Raw genomic sequence first — 18288 nt, forward strand, 5'->3', positions numbered from 1 at the left:
AAAATGAAGGTTAGCGTAATTGTACCAGTTTACAATACATCTAAATACTTAAGGCGTTGCGCCGATCATTTAGTTAACCAGACACTAGATGAAATTGAAATAATATTTATTAACGACGGTTCAACAGATAACTCCCTTAGTATTCTTAATGAATACAAGGAAAAATATCCATCAAAGGTTTTTGTATATTCAAAAGAAAATGGTGGACAAGCAACTGCAAGAAATCTTGGAATTAAGGTTGCCACAGGAGATTATATTGGTTTTGCTGATTCAGATGATTTTGTTGAAACTAATATGTTTAAGACAATGTATGATGAAGCAATAGCTAAAGATGCGGACTACGTTGAATGTTATTTTCATTTCATAGAAGAATTTCCAAATGGTGAAACCAAAGAGTTGCCAAGAAGAGGCGATGTAAGAGAATACACATCTAATAAAGATATGTTTATTAATCCACAGGTCTCTCCTTGGAATAAGCTCTATAAGGCATCAATCCTAAAGGATAACAATATTATATTTCCTGAAGGATTGATTTATGAGGATACATCATTTTTTATAAAGACTCTTCCATTCATTGAGAGGAGTGCCTTTATTTCTGATCCTTTTGTACATTATTTTTTAAGATCAGGATCAACTATGAATTCAAGAAGCGAAGCCTCTCAAAAAAAGACAGGAGATATAATTCCTGTCTTAGGGGATATTCTTGAATTTTACAAAAGTAACAATTTCTATGATGAGTATAAGTATGAATTAGAATACTTTATCTCTAAAATTTTGCTTTGTAGTAATATTAGCAGAATCGGAAGGGTTACAATTAGACCTCTGTGGAGGGAATTAATTAAAAATACCTTTAGTACCCTTAAGGAATGGTTTCCTAATTACAGCAACAATCCATACTATAAGGGTAAATTAAAACTATACATTAAGCTTATTAAACCCTGGAATGCTAGAATTATTAGCCTACCTCTAGGAAGGCTTATGAGAGGATAAACAATGAAAATTTCAGTAGCAATGGCTTCTTATAACGGAGCCGATTTTATACTTGAACAATTAGACTCAATTATAAATCAAACTAGAAAAGTTGATGAAATCATTATTTGCGATGATGGTTCTAGTGATAATACCTTTGATGTAGTAACAGATTACATTAAAAATAATCAGTTAGAAAATCTAATCACTCTAGTTAAAAATGAGAAGAACCTAGGATATGCATCAAATTTTTTTAAGGCAATTAGCATGACTACAGGAGATTACATCTTCTTTAGTGATCAGGATGATATCTGGGTTAAGGATAAGGTTTCTAACATGATAGAGGTTATGGAAGGCAATGAAAAAATTGACCTTCTATGCTCTGAATTTGAGACTTTTATCTCATCTGATGATGCACCAAGACCATCTCATGAGGCTACCAAAAGCTTTACTAATAACAAGGAAACAGTGAAGCTTTCCTTTAATCCAAGCAATATATTTATTGGATGTGAAGGTTGCTGTATGTTAATTAGAAAGTCATTTTTTGATAAAGTAAAGGAATACTGGTATCCAGGTTTTGCACATGATGAGTTTTTCTGGAAAATGGCTCTTTGCCGTGACGGATTATATTTTTATCATGGTGTTACTCTAAGAAGACGACTACATTCTAATAATGTTACAATGCATAAAATGCGCGACCTAAATAAGCGTATTAAATTCTTAGAGGACCTTAAAAAAAGTCACGAGCAAACTCTTAAGTTTGTAAAGGATACAGACAATGACATTAACAAAGTTATTTTACTTAAGAGAAATATTAAAGCAACAGCTCTTAGAATTGAGATTTTAAGAGATAAGAAACTATTAAACACAATTCCTCTTATTTTTAAATACAGGGATTGTTATCACAGTAGGAAATCCATACCTGTTGAATTAATGATGGGTATTAAAGGATAGCCAAATTAGGGAGTAATATGGAAACTAATAAGAACTTTAACGCGCCTATTATTGGTAACGAACAAAAAAGTAAATATGTTAAAGATCAACGTGATGTTAAAATCTTTAGTTTTATATCATGGATGTTTTTATTCTCGTTATATGTACTTCCTCAGTATTTTGGTGTACATATTGGAATCGATTTTACAATGCAGCGTATCTTCTTACTTATTATTCTTTTTGTAATCTTTACATCAAGGAATCATGTAAGAGCATACTTTGCCATGATTCCTACTATAAGGGGCTCGATTTTTATAGGATTATACCTTTTTGTAACTGCCTATACACTTGTTCTTCGTGCTGATATAAGTGCTTTTATTAACCCATTCATTGAATTCTTGATTTTTTATACATTAATTTATTTAATCAGAGAATTCTATGGAGTAGAATATTGTTTTAAATGGATTGTTCGCTTTATCTACATCCTATTAATTATGGGTGTTATTGAATATATAAACGGAGAATCCTTATTTGCCAAATTAGAAACTCTAAAGGGTCTATATACTGGCGTATTCATTCGTTCCGGCAGTTATAGAATTATGGGACCTGCCATTCATTCACTTGGTTATGGTCTTATGCTTGTAACAATGACTCCTTTTGTATTATTTGATTATAAGAACAATGAAATCAATATTTTTGGAAGAAAATTTCTATTTTTCCTTTTAATAGTAAATGTCTTCCTATGTGGTTCAAGATCAACACTATCAATATTTTTTGTAGAGGTTATTGTACTTTTCTTCTTCCAATCATCTGAAAGAAAGAAAAAGAACATCTCTATACTAATACCAACTCTTATTGTCTTTACTTTACTTGTTATTCTTACTAAAAATCATGGTTTTGGCAGATATGTGTTATTACAGATTACAAGTATTATTGATGAGGCTTTTGGAACTAATTATTCCATTCAGTATGGCGCAGATCCAGCTCTTTTGCAGTCATCAAACTACAGAGCTCAGCTCTCATCTATTTTTAAACTTAGTTGGTTAAACCCATTAGTTGGTATAGGTCGTAAGCGTTCCTTTGCCGCAGAAATCAATGGGTCTTATGTTTACTCAGTAGATAATTATTATATCTGCGAATATATTAGATATGCTTATCCAGGTCTTTTTAGCTACTTACTTATTATCTTCTCATTCCTAAAGGATATGATTGTAAAGATAGTTAAAACAAAGGATCCTTATTGCGTAGCATTATTTGTTGGTAGTGCCTGTGCATTTATTAACCTTTACTGGATTGATTCATTAATGAATCTAAAATATATCTATATACTTCTTGCTTTATTTGTATGCAGGGATTACTATAAGCATCAATTAAATGAAGCAACACCTAAAGAAGATGATAGCCAAAAATCAAAATATATTAAAAAATCTGTTTTAAGATAGCTGGGAGGAAAAAATGAGTAATTTAGATACAATTCCTAAGAAAATACATTATTGTTGGTTTGGTGGCAAGCCACTACCTAAGGACTTACAAGACTGCCTTGATACATGGAGTAAACTAGAGGGCTATGAAATCAAGCGTTGGGATGAATCAAATTGTTCTTTTGATGAGAACGAATTTGTTAGAAAAACCTATGCCGAAAAAAAGCTTGGCTTTATTGGTGATTACTATAGACTAAAGGCAGTTTATGAAGAGGGCGGTATATACCTTGATACTGACGTTAAGGTATATAAAAGCTTTGATAAATTACTAAAGTATCCTTGCTTTATTAACTTCATCTTTGATGATTCAGTTGGTACAGCTATCATTGGTTCTAAGCCAGGAAATAAGTATATCAAAGACTTACTTGATATGTATGATAATACAGTATTTGGTAAGACTCCTAATGGTAAGCAACTAGACTATGTTGACGGAAAATACATAGCATATGGTTACCCAACAAGTAATTACTACCACACATACCACATTTTAAAAACATATCCAGAATTCAAGCTTAATAACAAATTCCAGGATATGAAGGATTTTGTAATTTTCCCTAAGGAACTCTTTGAAATTGGTACACTTACAGGAAAGCACTATGCAATCCACTTAAATGCTGGTGAATGGAGAACTAAGGATGATAATGAGGGTAAGGGACTTAAGGCATCAATTAAGAATACTCTTAAGAAGCATCCTAAGATTTATGATAGAATACAGATTATGGTTAGAACAAAACGTTATAAGGAATTAAAGAAAAAAATTCCATTCTACCCATACTATCTTGCACAAAAGAACAACACTAAATTACCTACTTTATAATTAAATTGGGAGGTCGCCTATGAATACTAGCTTTAATGCTCAATTTACAACTCTTTTTCAAAGGATATTTAAAGAACAAACAAGCAACGTTTCATTTGGCAGGTTAATAATTGCTGTCCTTATATTAGCTGTTATTATTCACGCTATCTGCATATACTTAAAAATAAAGCATATAAAGCTTATTAATCCATTAAAGGAATTCATAACTATATGCATTTGCGGTTATATCTGTGTGTTACTTAGCATTACATTTTTTAACCGAGAGCCAGGCAGTAGAGGCGATATTAACCTTAGTTTAGAACTAACCTCTATACTTTTAAAGACTATTAAACAAAGCATTACTAGCGGTCAAATTTTAAAATTTACAGACCTGCTTTTCTTTAATCTTAGTATACAAGGTCAGTTAGGATTTTTTATTTACTACATCCTAAATATACTTTTATTTATCCCTTGGGGATTTATATTAAGTTTTGCATACTATAAAGAAAATATGCTAAAACGCTTTTACATGCCAACTATTTATTCTATAATCACTAGTGGTTGTATTGAAATAGGTCAGCTAATTACAAAGCGTGGCTACTTTGAAGTTGAAGATTTAATTACTAACATAGCAGGTGGCATAATTGGAGCAATTCTTGCAATTCTTATTATGTTAATAATTAGACTTGTCAAAAAAATATATAAATTAAATGGAGGAGAAAATGACAGTAAAATTTAAAGCTAAGCTAAAATTAAAAGATAAGATTGTCATAGGAATTGGCGTACTCATATGTTTATTACTTGTCATTATCATCGTTAGTGATAGAGCTAATCAAAGTAAAGAGCAGACTAAATTAAATGAGATGAATGAAGCTACAGATGAAGCTCAAAATAAAAACGTCACCCTAGATGATATCTACATAAACGAAGTTAATCAGACAGGTTATGTAGAACTATATAATTCAAGCAATGACAGTAAGAACTTATCTGGATTATCAATTTATTTAAATGATAACAAAATATATACTTTTTCAGATGGAGCTAAGATTTCAGGAAAGAGCTTATATACTGTAGACACAGGCGTATCCCTTGGTGCGGATGCTCATTCAATTATCTCTATTGGTGATGATACTATGTCATCATATGATGGTTTTATTGGACGCTACATCTTAATTCCTCAGCTAAATGCTGGAGAAAGCTTTGGTTATACAGATACTTCCTTCACTGAAACAGCTCTTATGAGCCAATCAAAAAACGCAAATAATGTAAAGGCATCAACTAACGATTTTTCAAAAGACATTGCCTTTTCAACATATGGCGGTTTTTATGATTCTGAATTTACACTTAATTTAACAACAGCAGCTAATAAGACAATTTATTACACAACTGATGGTAGTATCCCAACTAGCAATTCTACTAAATATGAAACAGGAATTCGAATAACTAATCTTAGCGGTTCAGATATTCCTCTTTCACTTGAAGTAGCAAAGCAAAATAATGATAACTATACTCCAACTAGCTCAAGCCGTGGTACGGTTATTCGCGCAATTGCTGTTGATGAAAATGGCAACTCATCAGCTGTATATACACAGACTTACTACATAGGTCAAAAACAAAGCAGTGATGTAAAAAATATACCATCAATTTCAATTACAATTGACCCTAATGATTTTTCTAACTACTTTAATGGTATTTATGTTAAGGGTACAACTTATGAACAGGCAGTAGCAAGAGGCCAGTCTACATCTGAAGCTGCCAACTACTTTAATGGTGATAATAAAAACGTTACAGTAGAATTTTTTGAAAAGAGTAAAGATAAGACATACGAAGGTAATCTTAATCTTAGTATTGTTAATGACTATTCAATTTCAAGCTCTCAAAAGAGTTTAATGTTAACATCAGCAGAAACTGTTAACTATCCAGGAAGCACAATTAATAACTTCTTTGATAATAGCAGCAATGCCTTAACAATAACAACTAATCTTACAGATAATACTTATAAAATCAGAGAATATCTAACATCTAAGTTATTAGCTAATAATAATGTAACAGATTATAACCTAACACCGGTTACTGTATTTATTAATGGAGAATACTGGGGTCTTTACTGCCTTAGAGCTCCAATGAATGAAAGCTATATTGCTAAAAAATATAATTTAGATGAAAGTAATGTTGTAGTTTCAACATCAACAGGAGAAACTCCAAATGCTGATCATAATTCCTACGGCGCTGAATATTCTAGTTTAACAAGAAGAATTGGAATTACAGATATGAGCGTAACAGAAAACTATAAAGAAGTTTGTGAAGAAATTGATATTGATAGCTATATTAACTTTATGGCAACTAACATATATTTAAGCAACGCATATGTGGATTCTGATACTAAATATGTATGGAAGACAATTAATGCTGTTGATGATAACTATGGCAATGGAAAGTGGCATTACATCTACACTCCACTTGATGGCACAATTAACAATGACAACTCAGGCGGACTTGCAACACCTACAATTAATACTTACTTAATAAGTGCATATTCAGCAGACACAATGTTTACATCTTTACTTAATAATGCTGAATTTAAGGCAAAGCTTAATGATGCAATTAAGAATTTAGCTAATAACACATTTAATGAAGATAATGTAAAGACTAACCTTGATTTAATATCTAATAGCCTAGAAAAACCAACAGATTACAGCTACAAGAGATTTATTTCAAGCTCATCAATATCTTCAAGCTATACAAGTCAAAAAGAAGTTATTACTGATTTCTTTAAGGAAAGAGCTGAATATATTATAAAATATACAAGCGAATTATAATTTATGAAGGGGATTTATAATCATGAATAACACAATTAATATTAATTTCTTACGAGATCTTATTCTTTCACAGCTACATAATGAAGAGATTAATAGTGTTCCAGAGGACGTTAACATCGATGATTTATGCAGATTAGCAAGCTTACATCAAATGGAATATATCCTACTTGCACCATTACTTAAATTAGATATTGATAATGCTAAGAAGGAAAGTATCAGTGCAAGACTATCAAGGGATACATTTATTGACTTAGGTCAAAGACAACAAATTAAGAATATTACAACAACCTTTGAAAGTTACGGATTAGACTATCTTCTTATGAAGGGTTCTATCCTAAAGGAAGTTTATCCAAAATCAGTTATGCGTCAAATGGGTGATATCGATTTAATGATTTATGACACAACAATGAATAGATCAAGAGAACTATTTAAATTCATGGGTTATAATCTCGAACATTCAGTAAAGATACATGATGTCTATAAAAAAGAACCATTTTGGATAGTTGAAGCCCATTGGTCATTATTCGATAAAAACGTTGATAAGAATATTTACGATTATTATCAGGAAAGAAGGGCTACACTAAAGGAAGGCACAAAAGCAACTTATGAGCTTTCAATTGAAGATTTCTATGTATATATGATTGCACATATGGCAAAGCACTTCTATGAGAATGGATGTGGTATTAGAAACTTAGTAGATATTTATGTTTATCTTGAACACTATAAGAATCAGTTAAACTACGACAAGCTTGTAGCTGAACTTGAAAAATGTGGACTTTCAACCTTTGAATACCAGTCAAGACGACTAGCATATGACTGGTTAGAGAAAAAGGAACTTGATGAAATGGAATTAAGCCTATTCTATTTTATGCTAGATTGTGGTGTTTATGGTAAAGGAGAAAATGGTTTCTGGAGCCAATTTGCAAAACAAGCTAACGCAGACGAATCAATAGATAAGGTTATAACTGGAAAGTGGTATTTATTCCCACCAATTAGTTATATGAAAGAATTCTACCCTAAAGTCGCTAAATACCCAATTCTTCTTCCATGGTATTGGCTTGTTCGTGGTGTAAGAGGACTTACACATAAAGAACGAAGAAGACGTAGAGTAGAATTAACTAAGATAGACCAGACAGAAGCTAAGACTATTGTAGACCTATATAAGAACATGGGACTAGATTTTACAAGAACAGAAGAATAAATTCAAATATAATTGGAGCGTTTAACTCAGTCGGAGCTTGTTCTCCGACTGAGTTAAATCTTTCCAATTATTATTTTACAAATTGGAGGATTTATGAGCGATAATAGTAGAACAAAACAATCAGCTAAAAATATGACCCTCGGGTTTTTATCACAATTTGTGACATTAGTGCTTAGTTTTGTATCAAGAACAGTTTTCATTAGATTTTTAGGAGCAGAATACTTAGGAATTAACAGTGTTTTCTCTGATGTATTAAATTTACTTTCCATGGCCGACTTAGGCTTTAATACAGCAATGGCTTACTCTTTTTACAAGCCCCTTGCTACAAAGGATGAGAAAAAACTGTCTGCCCTTATTACATTTTACAGCAATGTATACCGCGTAATTGCCGTAAGTATCACAGTAATTGGTGTAGCCCTTGTCCCTTTTTTAAGATACATTGTAAAAACTGAAAAGGACATACCAAACCTTGAAATTTACTACTTGTTCTCACTTGCAGGAGTTGTAATCTCATATTTATTTGTATATAAGACAACTATCCTAACAGCAGACCAGAGAGATTACGAACTAACATCAATTAACATATTTACAAACACTGGAAAAACCATACTTCAAATTATTTCTCTTATTCTATGGCACAATTATATTCTATACCTTCTTATAGGTATAATTATGCAGCTTATTCGTAATTTAATTGCCACAAGAAAAGCAGAAAAACACTACCCATATATAAAAAATAAAGAACCATTAGATAAAGACGAGAAAAAAGAGATCTATAAAAATATGAGATCTGTATTTATTTACAAAATAAGTAATACCTTATTTACAGGTACAGATAATATTATTATTTCCTCAATTGTTGGTATTACAATTGTTGGTTATTACTCAAATTATCTTATGCTAAGTAAGAAATTACTTCTTGTAATCCAGATTGTATTCTCAGCACTTACAGCAAGTGTTGGTAATGTAATAGCCAAGGAAAACCCTCAGAAAAGATACGAGGTATTTAATTCAATTCAATCCCTTGCCTTTACAGTAAGTGGGGTTATTACCTGCGGATTTTTACTAGTGGTTAACGATTTTATTACCGTTTGGCTAGGAAGTGAGTTTGTCCTTGATTTCCCAACAGTAATTGCAATTACACTAAACACTTATTTTTCTTGTATATTGCTTCCATTGTGGGTTTACAGAGATGCAACAGGTCTATACATGAAGACAAAATACATCTCCTTTGCAGGAGCCGTTCTAAATATAGTTCTTTCAATTGTACTTGGTTTGTGGCTTGGCCTTGCAGGTATTTTATTTGCAACAGTAATAGCACAGCTAAGCTCATATTTTGTATATGAACCAGTTGTATTATTTAAGGATTTCTTTGAAAAAAAAGCAACAGAATACTACATAGCAATTGCTAAAAACCTAAGTATAGCTGTGGTTACATCCCTTGTTTTAGGCTATATTCTTAGATTCTTTACAGTTACTAATTGGATTAGCCTTATTATAGAAATTATATTTGTAGGACTAGTAGTTGCCCTAGTATATATATTCTTCTATAGAAAAACCGAAGGTTTTAAGATGCTTTCAAACAAAGTCTTACGCTTTTTTAAGAAGAATAAATAAAGTTTATTAATGGAGGATACAATGTATTGGTATAAATTATATGGAAAAAACGTAATGTCTGAATTCGAACTTTATCAGTGCGTTACAATTGACCCCCTAACAAAGGAAGAAGCTGACATCATTATTACAAATGAAAACCTTCCTGAAGAAGTTTTAAACTCCCTTCCAAAGGATACAATGCTAGCTTCAAAAATCGACCGTAAATTCACTTACTTCACTAACACTTGGGGTTTATTTGGAATAAGAGATGGTAAATATATAACTGCTTATAAAAGGGAAGGTGCAACAGAAGAAAACCTTCATCCATTTATATTAGGTTACGCAATTGCCTTCCTTTTCTGGCAGAATAACATGCACTCAATACACTGTAGTTGCATAAGAATTAACGGAAAAGCCCTACTTTTCTCAGGAGTTAGTGGAAGTGGTAAATCAACTCTTACAACTAAGTTCCTTGATGAACAAAATGCATCTTTAATCTCTGATGATGTAGTTGTGGTAAATATAGAAGATGGCAAGCTTTTAGCTTATCCTGCCTTCCCACAGCAAAAACTTTGCAGAGATGCTGTACAAAGAAACGGCAGAAATGAAGATGATTTAAGATATATCGATGAAACAAAGGATAAGTTTGCCCTAAATAGAAGCGAAGGTTTCCTTTTAGAACCAGCCGAATGCCTTGGAATGGTGGTATTAGACCATACTGATAAGGTAACTAATGTGGAATATGAAGCAATTACAGGAAATGATAAGATTTCTGCAGTATATACTAACTGGTTTTTATTCCCTGCAATGCGCGAATTAAGCACAGATCTAATTGACTTCCAGAGAAGTTTACGTATTGCTTCAAAGCTTGATATTCTCCATATTACAAGACCAGATAATGTGGATAGTACTAGCGATCAGGTAAAAATTATAAACGACTTTTTTAAGTTAGGACTAGACTTATAAGAAAGGAGTCTAATGGCAAGATATGGGTGCAATTTCAGGCATAATAAACACAAATACAGACCTAGAAAATAGAGACGATTACTGCAAAAAAATCACTTCTACTCTAGCGCCATACAAAATAGATAGTATATTAACTAACGAAACAAACAATGCTTTTTTTGTATATGCAAATCAAGTATTTACTAAAGAAGATAATTACAACATAGGTGCATACTATCATAAAGAAACTAATAATTTTATGATAGCTGACTGTATGATAGATAACAGAGATTCCCTATTTTTAAAAATAGATCCTAGCTATCTTCATAATAAGCCTAAGGCTCAAGTATCAGATCAAGAGCTACTATATGCAGCTTATCTAAGCTTTGGTACAAAATTTACTGATTATGTATGCGGTATTTTTAGTTTTGTTATTTATAACGACAAGAAGAAAGAATGTCTAATTTTTACAGATCATACATCAACAAGAACAATTCATTATATGATAGATAATGGAATTATTTATTTTGCTACTCTTTTTGAAACAATAAAAAAATGCGTAAATAAGCCGTTAGAATTAAACGAAGAGTGGTTAAGTTTTGCAGATGCTCTACCAAATCCAGATTTAATCTATAGAGTAGAACAGTCTCCATATATTGGAATTTACACCGTTGAGGCAGGTCACTATGTTAGTATTAAGAATAATGAGATAAAAGCTCACTGTTACTACAATCCCTCAAAGGTAAAGCTTCATCTAAAGCTAAAGACTGATGAAGAATACAAGAATTTTTTTATTAATTTATTAGACACCTGCACAACATCCTTACTTCGTTCCAATAAAAACACAGGCTGTACCTTAAGTAGTGGCCTTGATTCAAGCGCAGTAGCTTGTCTTGCAGCAAGAGCCTTAGAAAAAAGAGGAGAAACACTTCATTCCTACACATCAGTACCGCTAAAGGACTTTAATGCTGCCACATTAAATACAAAGGGTGTATATGAAATAGAAGATGAATCCTTTGGCCCTATAGCCATTAAAGAAAAATATAAAAACCTTAGTATTAACCTTGTGGATTGCAAAGGAAAAACTGCTTTTACAGGCATGAGAAATACCATAAAACTAAATGAATTACCACATAAATCCTTAGTAAATTACACATGGATGAGTGAAATCTATGATTTAGCAAGTAAAAACGACTGTAAGATTATGTTAAAGGGTCAATATGGTAACTCCACAATTTCCAATGGAAAAATTTTATCAAGAGTTTACCAGGAACTTTTAAGCTTTAAATTTATATCAGCAATAAAGCTGTCTAAGGAATTTATACGCGTAAATAAAATACCTAAGAAGCTATTTATAAAGAACTTCATTAACTCATATAAGGCTAAATTTAAGCTTGATTTGTCTGAGCTTGATAAATTCTATTTACGCAAAGATTTAATTGATAAATATCATATACGTAAAGAGTTAAAGAAAAACTTTACTAAAGAAGGTGGCACATATATAGACTCTAAGGCACAGTTTAGAAGATATGTATATGACACAAGAATATTACAGCATCTAGGCCTATTTGATACAAGATTGTCCCTAATATATGGCGTCGTTATTAGAGACCCAGCAAAGGACAAACGAATGATTGATTTTGTATTTAACGCTCCTAACAGCTGTATGGTTCATAATGGCGTTGAAAGAAGAATGATTAGAGAATATATGAAGGGCATTATTCCAGATGAAATTCTAGAGGTTACTAATAGACGTGGAAGACAAAGCTCTGATTACGCATATAGAGTAAATAACGCCTTTAATTTAGGAATAAAAAAAGAAATTTTAACAGCGCTAGAAAACAAAAAATTGTACGATTATTTAGATGCTAGTAAAATAGAGCTTCTTAAAAAACGCATAGAAAACTCAAATAAACTAGATGAAGATGAGATACAAAATATACTCTGTATATGCAGTTTATCTGTGTTTTTACAGATACATTATGGAAACTGTTAAAGAACTTTTTAGGAAACTATGAGTGGAAACTTAGTTCCCTTATATGGTTTCAAACTCAGAATTTGCAATATCTTCTTGGATACTGTTATAAATTTTAGAATTTTCTTACAAAGTTGTTAGATTACTTTACAATTTTAATTTTAAAGCTATAATAAAGGAGAATTAATTAATAAATCTTTAAGGAGGATATGAAAAATGAGAACATGGACAAAGCCAGAAGTTGAAGTATTAGCTATTGCTGAAACAGCACAGGGAAAGGTAATCAAGGCTTCATTTGATGCTATCAGAACAGATGTAAATGGTAACTTATGGGTAAGCTTCCCATCAGGTGCAGAAGAATAATTAACTTACAGATATGTTAGAAAGCTTTACAATTAATATATTTATGATATATTAATCTAGTAAGTTTTTTAGCAAGGAGGAAGTTATATTATGAAAACTTGGATAACACCTGCAGTAGAAGAGCTAGAAATTGTAGAAACAGCACAGGGAAAGAACATTAAGCCTTCATTCGATGAATTAAGAGTTGATGCTAATGGAAACCTTTGGGCTAGTTTTCAGTCATAAGTTTTAGTATTTAACTTCGTAGTAAAGGAGATTCAATTATGAAAAATTGGAAGACACCTGCAATCGAAGAATACGAGATCAGAGATACAGCTTGCACACGTGGTTATTATGATTATTCAACACCTACACCATGCAATAACAATCAGTACTATGCTGTTGATGTTAGTGGTTGGGCAGAGGATGTCAGTGGTGACAATTGCTCTGGTTTCAATATTTATGGTTTCTTTGGTAAGGGTTGGATTTGGTAATTTCTATAAATTGTTATAGACTTTTTATCATTTAGAAACTATAATAATAAGGGCTTTTTATAAGCCCTTATTTTTTTTACATTATATAAGTTCTAGGAGGAAATAGTGAATAAGATTATCTCTAAACTTAGCCAAATAAAGAATAAAAAAGAATATTTTCATTGGCTTTTTATTTATTCTAAGCCATATATTCCAAAAATTCTTTTGGTAATGTTTTTTAATATTATGGCTACTGTTATTTCCATCCTTATGGCCCTATTATCTAAGAAGATAATAGATAGTGCCCAGGGTGGTAATATTATTCTTTGGGCCATTGGAATTTACCTTTTAATGATTTTTGTAAATGTTGCCTTTACAATAGCTAATGGAGTGGTATCCATTATGCTTAATGAGCGTTTTTCTTTTGGAATTAGAAAACAAGTTTACGAAAAAATTATTAATGCACATTGGATGGATATTAAAAAATATCACACAGGGGATTTAATGACTCGATTTACAAGTGATGCTGGAAATGTTGCAGATGGAATAGTTAATACAATCCCAACTATTATTGAGCTTTTATTTGAGTTAATTGCAACATTTGCTACACTTTTTTATTACGAGCCATTACTTGCTATTTTTGCAATTATATTAGCTCCTATAGCTGCTCTTATAAGCTATGCATTTGCTCATAAGATGCACAAATACCAGAAGAAAGTACAGGAGTCAGAATCTGCATATAGATCCTTTGTACAAGAAAGCTTAGCTAACTTACTTATAGTTAAGGCCTTTACTATTGAAGATCATTCCGTAGATAAGCTTACAAATCTTCGTGATGAAAGATTTAAGTGGGTTTTAAAAAGAGCCGGAGTTGGTATGGCTAGTTCATCAGTACTTAATATGGCATTCCAGTTTGGTTATATAGCTGCCTTTGCCTTTGGTGCAATTCAGTTATCTAATAACTCAATTACATATGGTACTATGTCTGTTTTCCTTACTTTAGTTAATAGAATTCAGGCACCTATTATTAGCCTTGCTAGCCAATTACCTAAAATTGTCTCTATATTCACATCTGCAGGACGTATAATAGAGCTTGAAGAGATTCAAACTGAAGAAAAGCAAATGACTAATATAGAATCCAATACAGTTGGTGTAAAATTACAGGATGTATCCTTTGGATATAACCCAAAAGACATTGTTCTTGACAATGTAAATCTTGACATTAAACCAGGTGAATTTGTTGGTATTGTTGGAGAATCCGGTATTGGTAAGACAACCCTTGTAAGGCTTATTATGAGCTTTATGAACCAGAATAATGGTCTTATTACATTCTACAATGAAAAAGACCAGCATGAGGCTGCTAACGCCTCTACAAGAGAGTTTATATCCTACGTACCACAGGGAAATACACTATTTAGTGGAACAATCCTTGAAAATATCAAAATGGGCAATATGAACGCTACAGATGAAGAAATTCAGACCGCCATTAATATGGCTGCAGCCGATTCCTTTATTAATGACTTACCAATGGGAGTTAATACTGTGATTGGTGAGAGAGGACACGGTATTTCAGAGGGACAAGCTCAAAGAGTTGCTATTGCTAGAGCTCTTATTAGAAAGGCTCCTTTCCTTGTTCTTGATGAAGCCACATCAGCTCTTGATGAGAATACAGAAATCAAGGTATTAGAAGGTATAAAGAAACTAAATCCAAGACCTACATGCCTTTTAATTACACATAGAAGAAGTGTTCTTGATTACTGTGATAGAGAAATTAAGATTGATAACGGACATATTTACTAGATTCCTATTAATCTCGTAATAATAAAAAGACTAAATTAGATTTAAATTTAATAATCTAATTTAGTCTTTTATTTAGTCTTTTTTCTTGAAAATTTCTTAAACTACTTGTTTCTTAATGCTTCTTAAACTACTTATAAAAACAAGCAACAGTAGTATATTCGTGTCCATCTCCACCTGTTACATATAGCTGACCACATCTTAGCCATGCATGAGCTATCATCTTCTTATTCTCATCAAGGCCAACTCCAAGATACATTGTAGTATGGATATTTCTTGATTTTAGAAGATATTGGGCTGTCCAGGCACGACATAAGCACTTCATTTCCCAAGGGGCTTTATTGGTCGTTCTAGCAACTCTATCGCTTACATGCATTGCAATCTTTAAATTCTCTACTGATTCTGTATCAGCAGATTCCTTGCCTCTTTCTCCAAATTTTATCTCTAGCTTTTTCATTGGAGATTTCTTAATACAGTGAAAATAATAGGCAGATACAATAACTGCCTGTATTGTCATGAATTTTTCATGGTTTTTAAATACAAAGTTAAATACTAATTTAATTGTTTTTTTTATTTTTCCCATTTGATATAACCTTCCAAACATGATAAAATCTACTTAATTCTAACATAAAACAAAATATTTTTCATTAGCCGGACATAAAAAATGATAATAATTTATCAATTTATTAATTGACTTTTTTTAATTTTATAGTATTATATTTTATGCTAGAATTTTTTTACGGATATAAATATGAGGAGGCTCTATGGATAAAGAAACAAGAATCCATTTAATAAAGAAACTCGAGGTTGCTGAATTAGATGGCGACAAAGCTATGATCGATTTTGAAACAGGAAAGTACTTTCTTTTAAAAGGTGCTGCTAACGATATTTGGGATATTATTCAAGAAGATATTACAGTTGGCGATATTATTAATAAATTAAGAGCTATGTTTGATGTTTCAGAAGAGGAATGTACAGAAGCTACTATTAGCTTTTTAGAGAATTTAAAGACTTTAGGTTTTATTGAAGCAATTAACTAAATAGTAAAATTTAGGGAGATGTTATTACATCTCCCTTTTATTGTATCTTTTATTATATCTTTTATTGTATCTTTTATTTATTATCATTAGACTTTAGTTGACTGTTAGTGTTACTAATTAACTAGTGGGAGCTCTATAAAGAACTTACTTCCCACTCCTAATTCACTTTCGCATCTAACTCTGCCTTTGTGATGCTCAACTATGGTTTTTACAATGGCTAAGCCAAGGCCACTTCCTGTAACTGTTTCAGGAGTTCTTGCGCTTGAAACTGTATATGACCTATTAAAAATCTTAGGTATATCAGCCTTTGGAATTCCAAGACCTGTATCATACACAACTATAACGATTTTATTATGATCATTATAGGCTTTTAAGCCTATTGTAGCGCCTTCCTTAGAATATTTATAAGCATTAGTAAATAAATTATCAAGTGTTCTTGTAAAGCTCTCTATATCAATCATAGAAGCCTTATTTTCTAAATCATCTAGATTAAGTTCTAATTTCCTAGTCTTATATTTTTTATCATCTTCTAAATAGTAGTAGTACTCCATAAGAAAATTATACATATTGACTTTCTCAAACTTATATTTGTGACTTGGATTATCAAGGGATGTTAAATAAAAAAGGTCCTGTATTAAGTTCTCTAGGTTTCTGCTTCTTCTATCAAGAAGTGAAACTATATTATGAAACTCATCAACGCTTGGCATTTCATCCCCTTCAAAGGTTCCAAGATAATCTATAGCATTTCTTATTGCAGTCATTGGAGCACGTAAATCATGAGAAATATTGGCCACCATTTCTTTACGCATATTTCTTTCTTCTGAAATCTCTTTATTTGCCTTGGCAAGCTTAATTGTCAAATCTCTGACCTCAGATATCTGTGGCTTTTTAAAAGTGTTTTTTTTCATAATTCCTCCAATCAGCTATTATAAAAGGAATACTGCTATTATTTTTATTGGAAGAGCTCTCCTTTAAGAAAGCTCTCCCTTAATTAAAGCCTTATAAAATGTGCCTTCGCCACTTGTTTCTTTATCAGTAAATTTATTACTTAATTTATGAATATCTGTCATTTCCTTTAACAGGTTCCACTTTAATTCATCAAAACTTTCACCCATATATGTTGCTAGAACATGAGCATTTACCTGACTTACAATTGGCATTTTATTAAATTCGTCTTTATAGTAATCCACAGCCATAGTCATAAAAAGCATATTAATAAAATAATCAAGAGCTCTATCATAATCCTTCCAGTAAGCGTATAAAAGCTCTTTAGTTAGACTAAGAATATTGTTATTTGTTCCACTTTTCATTAACCAGTTATTTATTGTCATTATCTCAGGATTAAAGCCAAAATAATAAAATGAATATGCAAAGAAATCCATCTTATCAATATAGTCAAATAACTTAGATCCGCTAAGAAAAACCGTTGAATCAATCCAATATCCACCATGTGTTGTAAGCAATTCAAGTCTTACTAAATCTGAGAAAAATGTATAGGAAATAATTCCCTTTTTAAATTTTTCTATGATATGATCTGGCATTTTTACATAGTCTGCATAATTATCCATTGTTATGATAGTTATGTTTTTTCCTGGTAAATTTTTCTTAACTGAATCCACGCAAATCTTTACTAGATCTGGGGCTTTTTCTAATCCCTGAAACCAACAAATCCATATCTGATCATTGTTATAAACTGGCTCTTTATCTTCCCAATAAGCCTTAGCACTTACCTTATCTAAATATTTTCTTTTAAGTCGCTTATAATAAAGCATTCTATGCTTTTGGCCCATCATAACATTGTAATTAAAGTTTAGATGTTCACCCTTATAACGAGTCTTTAACATAATATTGTCATAGATTGAACCAAGAAGCATTCTGTCTTTTATCTTATTAACTATCCTTTTATTCATATAAAACCTTC

General features: G+C 31.5%; 18 protein-coding genes. 15 read left to right on the plus strand and 3 right to left on the minus strand.

Annotation, left to right across the window (positions count from 1 at the left end):
- Positions 1-3: 3 nt before the first annotated feature.
- The 14 genes from T537_RS0107740 (at position 4) to T537_RS0107805 (ending at position 15330) form a co-directional block, all read left to right on the plus strand.
- Complete coding sequence (locus tag T537_RS0107740; RefSeq protein WP_031557067.1) at positions 4-990, plus strand: glycosyltransferase family 2 protein; 987 nt, start codon at positions 4-6, stop codon at positions 988-990.
- Positions 991-993: 3 nt separating this feature from the next.
- Positions 994-1923: a glycosyltransferase family 2 protein gene (locus tag T537_RS0107745; protein WP_031557068.1), complete on the plus strand. Its 930-nt coding sequence runs from the start codon at positions 994-996 to the stop codon at positions 1921-1923.
- A 17-nt stretch (positions 1924-1940) separates the two neighbouring features.
- On the plus strand, positions 1941-3344 hold the full coding sequence (locus T537_RS0107750; RefSeq protein ID WP_031557070.1) for a hypothetical protein: 1404 nt from the start codon (positions 1941-1943) through the stop codon (positions 3342-3344).
- 13 nt (positions 3345-3357) lie between these two features.
- The gene (locus T537_RS12455) at positions 3358-4200 is read left to right on the plus strand and encodes a glycosyltransferase family 32 protein (RefSeq protein ID WP_051637189.1); all 843 of its coding nucleotides are present in this window, start codon (positions 3358-3360) and stop codon (positions 4198-4200) included.
- Positions 4201-4219: 19 nt separating this feature from the next.
- Entirely contained in the window at positions 4220-4918 is a 699-nt protein-coding gene (locus T537_RS12460; protein WP_051554936.1) for a VanZ family protein, read from the plus strand.
- Positions 4902-6998, plus strand: coding sequence for a CotH kinase family protein (locus T537_RS0107765; protein ID WP_027437651.1), 2097 nt, complete (start codon positions 4902-4904; stop codon positions 6996-6998). Before T537_RS12460 ends, T537_RS0107765 begins: the two co-directional genes overlap by 17 nt.
- 22 nt (positions 6999-7020) lie before the next feature.
- Positions 7021-8199 (plus strand): nucleotidyltransferase domain-containing protein, encoded by a 1179-nt coding sequence (locus tag T537_RS0107770; RefSeq protein ID WP_031557076.1) that lies wholly within the window; start codon positions 7021-7023, stop codon positions 8197-8199.
- Positions 8200-8292: 93 nt separating this feature from the next.
- Positions 8293-9816 (plus strand): oligosaccharide flippase family protein, encoded by a 1524-nt coding sequence (locus tag T537_RS0107775; protein WP_027437649.1) that lies wholly within the window; start codon positions 8293-8295, stop codon positions 9814-9816.
- Between the two features lie 21 nt (positions 9817-9837).
- On the plus strand, positions 9838-10761 hold the full coding sequence (locus T537_RS0107780; RefSeq protein WP_027437648.1) for a phosphoenolpyruvate carboxykinase (ATP): 924 nt from the start codon (positions 9838-9840) through the stop codon (positions 10759-10761).
- 22 nt (positions 10762-10783) lie between these two features.
- Positions 10784-12736 (plus strand): asparagine synthase-related protein, encoded by a 1953-nt coding sequence (locus T537_RS0107785; protein WP_031557080.1) that lies wholly within the window; start codon positions 10784-10786, stop codon positions 12734-12736.
- A gap of 195 nt (positions 12737-12931) precedes the next feature.
- Positions 12932-13078 carry a hypothetical protein gene (locus T537_RS12865; protein ID WP_155895246.1) on the plus strand — a complete coding sequence of 49 codons (147 nt, stop codon included), beginning with the start codon at positions 12932-12934 and terminating at the stop codon, positions 13076-13078.
- A 90-nt stretch (positions 13079-13168) separates the two neighbouring features.
- The gene (locus T537_RS13130; RefSeq protein WP_278244470.1) at positions 13169-13303 is read left to right on the plus strand and encodes a hypothetical protein; all 135 of its coding nucleotides are present in this window, start codon (positions 13169-13171) and stop codon (positions 13301-13303) included.
- 38 nt (positions 13304-13341) lie between these two features.
- On the plus strand, positions 13342-13551 hold the full coding sequence (locus tag T537_RS0107800) for a hypothetical protein (RefSeq protein WP_027437646.1): 210 nt from the start codon (positions 13342-13344) through the stop codon (positions 13549-13551).
- 105 nt (positions 13552-13656) lie between these two features.
- The gene (locus T537_RS0107805; RefSeq protein WP_051554935.1) at positions 13657-15330 is read left to right on the plus strand and encodes an ABC transporter ATP-binding protein; all 1674 of its coding nucleotides are present in this window, start codon (positions 13657-13659) and stop codon (positions 15328-15330) included.
- Between the two features lie 127 nt (positions 15331-15457).
- On the opposite strand, the gene T537_RS0107810 is transcribed toward T537_RS0107805, so the two are convergent.
- Entirely contained in the window at positions 15458-15910 is a 453-nt protein-coding gene (locus tag T537_RS0107810; RefSeq protein WP_031557082.1) for a lasso peptide biosynthesis B2 protein, read from the minus strand.
- Positions 15911-16091: 181 nt separating this feature from the next.
- Here T537_RS0107810 and T537_RS0107815 point away from each other — a divergent pair, with 181 nt between their 5' ends.
- Positions 16092-16367 (plus strand): PqqD family peptide modification chaperone, encoded by a 276-nt coding sequence (locus tag T537_RS0107815; protein ID WP_031557084.1) that lies wholly within the window; start codon positions 16092-16094, stop codon positions 16365-16367.
- A 113-nt stretch (positions 16368-16480) separates the two neighbouring features.
- Here T537_RS0107815 and T537_RS0107820 read toward each other — a convergent pair whose 3' ends face one another.
- Both T537_RS0107820 and T537_RS0107825 read right to left on the minus strand, forming a co-directional pair.
- On the minus strand, positions 16481-17275 hold the full coding sequence (locus tag T537_RS0107820; protein ID WP_031557086.1) for a sensor histidine kinase: 795 nt from the start codon (positions 17273-17275) through the stop codon (positions 16481-16483).
- 63 nt (positions 17276-17338) lie between these two features.
- Positions 17339-18277 carry a capsular polysaccharide synthesis protein gene (locus tag T537_RS0107825; protein WP_051637190.1) on the minus strand — a complete coding sequence of 313 codons (939 nt, stop codon included), beginning with the start codon at positions 18275-18277 and terminating at the stop codon, positions 17339-17341.
- Positions 18278-18288: the final 11 nt, after the last annotated feature.

The organism is Lachnospira multipara LB2003 (assembly GCF_000702205.1).
GTDB classification, from domain to species: Bacteria; Bacillota; Clostridia; order Lachnospirales; family Lachnospiraceae; genus Lachnospira; species Lachnospira multipara_A.

Excerpts from the sequence above, each read along its gene's own strand:
- T537_RS0107740 (WP_031557067.1), top strand. The coding sequence starts at position 4 with ATGAAGGTTAGCGTAATTGTACCAGTTTACAATACATCTAAATACTTA.
- T537_RS0107745 (WP_031557068.1), top strand. The coding sequence starts at position 994 with ATGAAAATTTCAGTAGCAATGGCTTCTTATAACGGAGCCGATTTTATA.
- T537_RS0107750 (WP_031557070.1), top strand. The coding sequence starts at position 1,941 with ATGGAAACTAATAAGAACTTTAACGCGCCTATTATTGGTAACGAACAA.
- T537_RS12455 (WP_051637189.1), top strand. The coding sequence starts at position 3,358 with ATGAGTAATTTAGATACAATTCCTAAGAAAATACATTATTGTTGGTTT.
- T537_RS12460 (WP_051554936.1), top strand. The coding sequence starts at position 4,220 with ATGAATACTAGCTTTAATGCTCAATTTACAACTCTTTTTCAAAGGATA.
- T537_RS0107765 (WP_027437651.1), top strand. The coding sequence starts at position 4,902 with ATGACAGTAAAATTTAAAGCTAAGCTAAAATTAAAAGATAAGATTGTC.
- T537_RS0107770 (WP_031557076.1), top strand. The coding sequence starts at position 7,021 with ATGAATAACACAATTAATATTAATTTCTTACGAGATCTTATTCTTTCA.
- T537_RS0107775 (WP_027437649.1), top strand. The coding sequence starts at position 8,293 with ATGAGCGATAATAGTAGAACAAAACAATCAGCTAAAAATATGACCCTC.
- T537_RS0107780 (WP_027437648.1), top strand. The coding sequence starts at position 9,838 with ATGTATTGGTATAAATTATATGGAAAAAACGTAATGTCTGAATTCGAA.
- T537_RS0107785 (WP_031557080.1), top strand. The coding sequence starts at position 10,784 with ATGGGTGCAATTTCAGGCATAATAAACACAAATACAGACCTAGAAAAT.
- T537_RS12865 (WP_155895246.1), top strand. The coding sequence starts at position 12,932 with ATGAGAACATGGACAAAGCCAGAAGTTGAAGTATTAGCTATTGCTGAA.
- T537_RS13130 (WP_278244470.1), top strand. The coding sequence starts at position 13,169 with ATGAAAACTTGGATAACACCTGCAGTAGAAGAGCTAGAAATTGTAGAA.
- T537_RS0107800 (WP_027437646.1), top strand. The coding sequence starts at position 13,342 with ATGAAAAATTGGAAGACACCTGCAATCGAAGAATACGAGATCAGAGAT.
- T537_RS0107810 (WP_031557082.1), bottom strand. The coding sequence starts at position 15,910 with ATGGGAAAAATAAAAAAAACAATTAAATTAGTATTTAACTTTGTATTT.
- T537_RS0107815 (WP_031557084.1), top strand. The coding sequence starts at position 16,092 with ATGGATAAAGAAACAAGAATCCATTTAATAAAGAAACTCGAGGTTGCT.
- T537_RS0107820 (WP_031557086.1), bottom strand. The coding sequence starts at position 17,275 with ATGAAAAAAAACACTTTTAAAAAGCCACAGATATCTGAGGTCAGAGAT.
- T537_RS0107825 (WP_051637190.1), bottom strand. The coding sequence starts at position 18,277 with ATGAATAAAAGGATAGTTAATAAGATAAAAGACAGAATGCTTCTTGGT.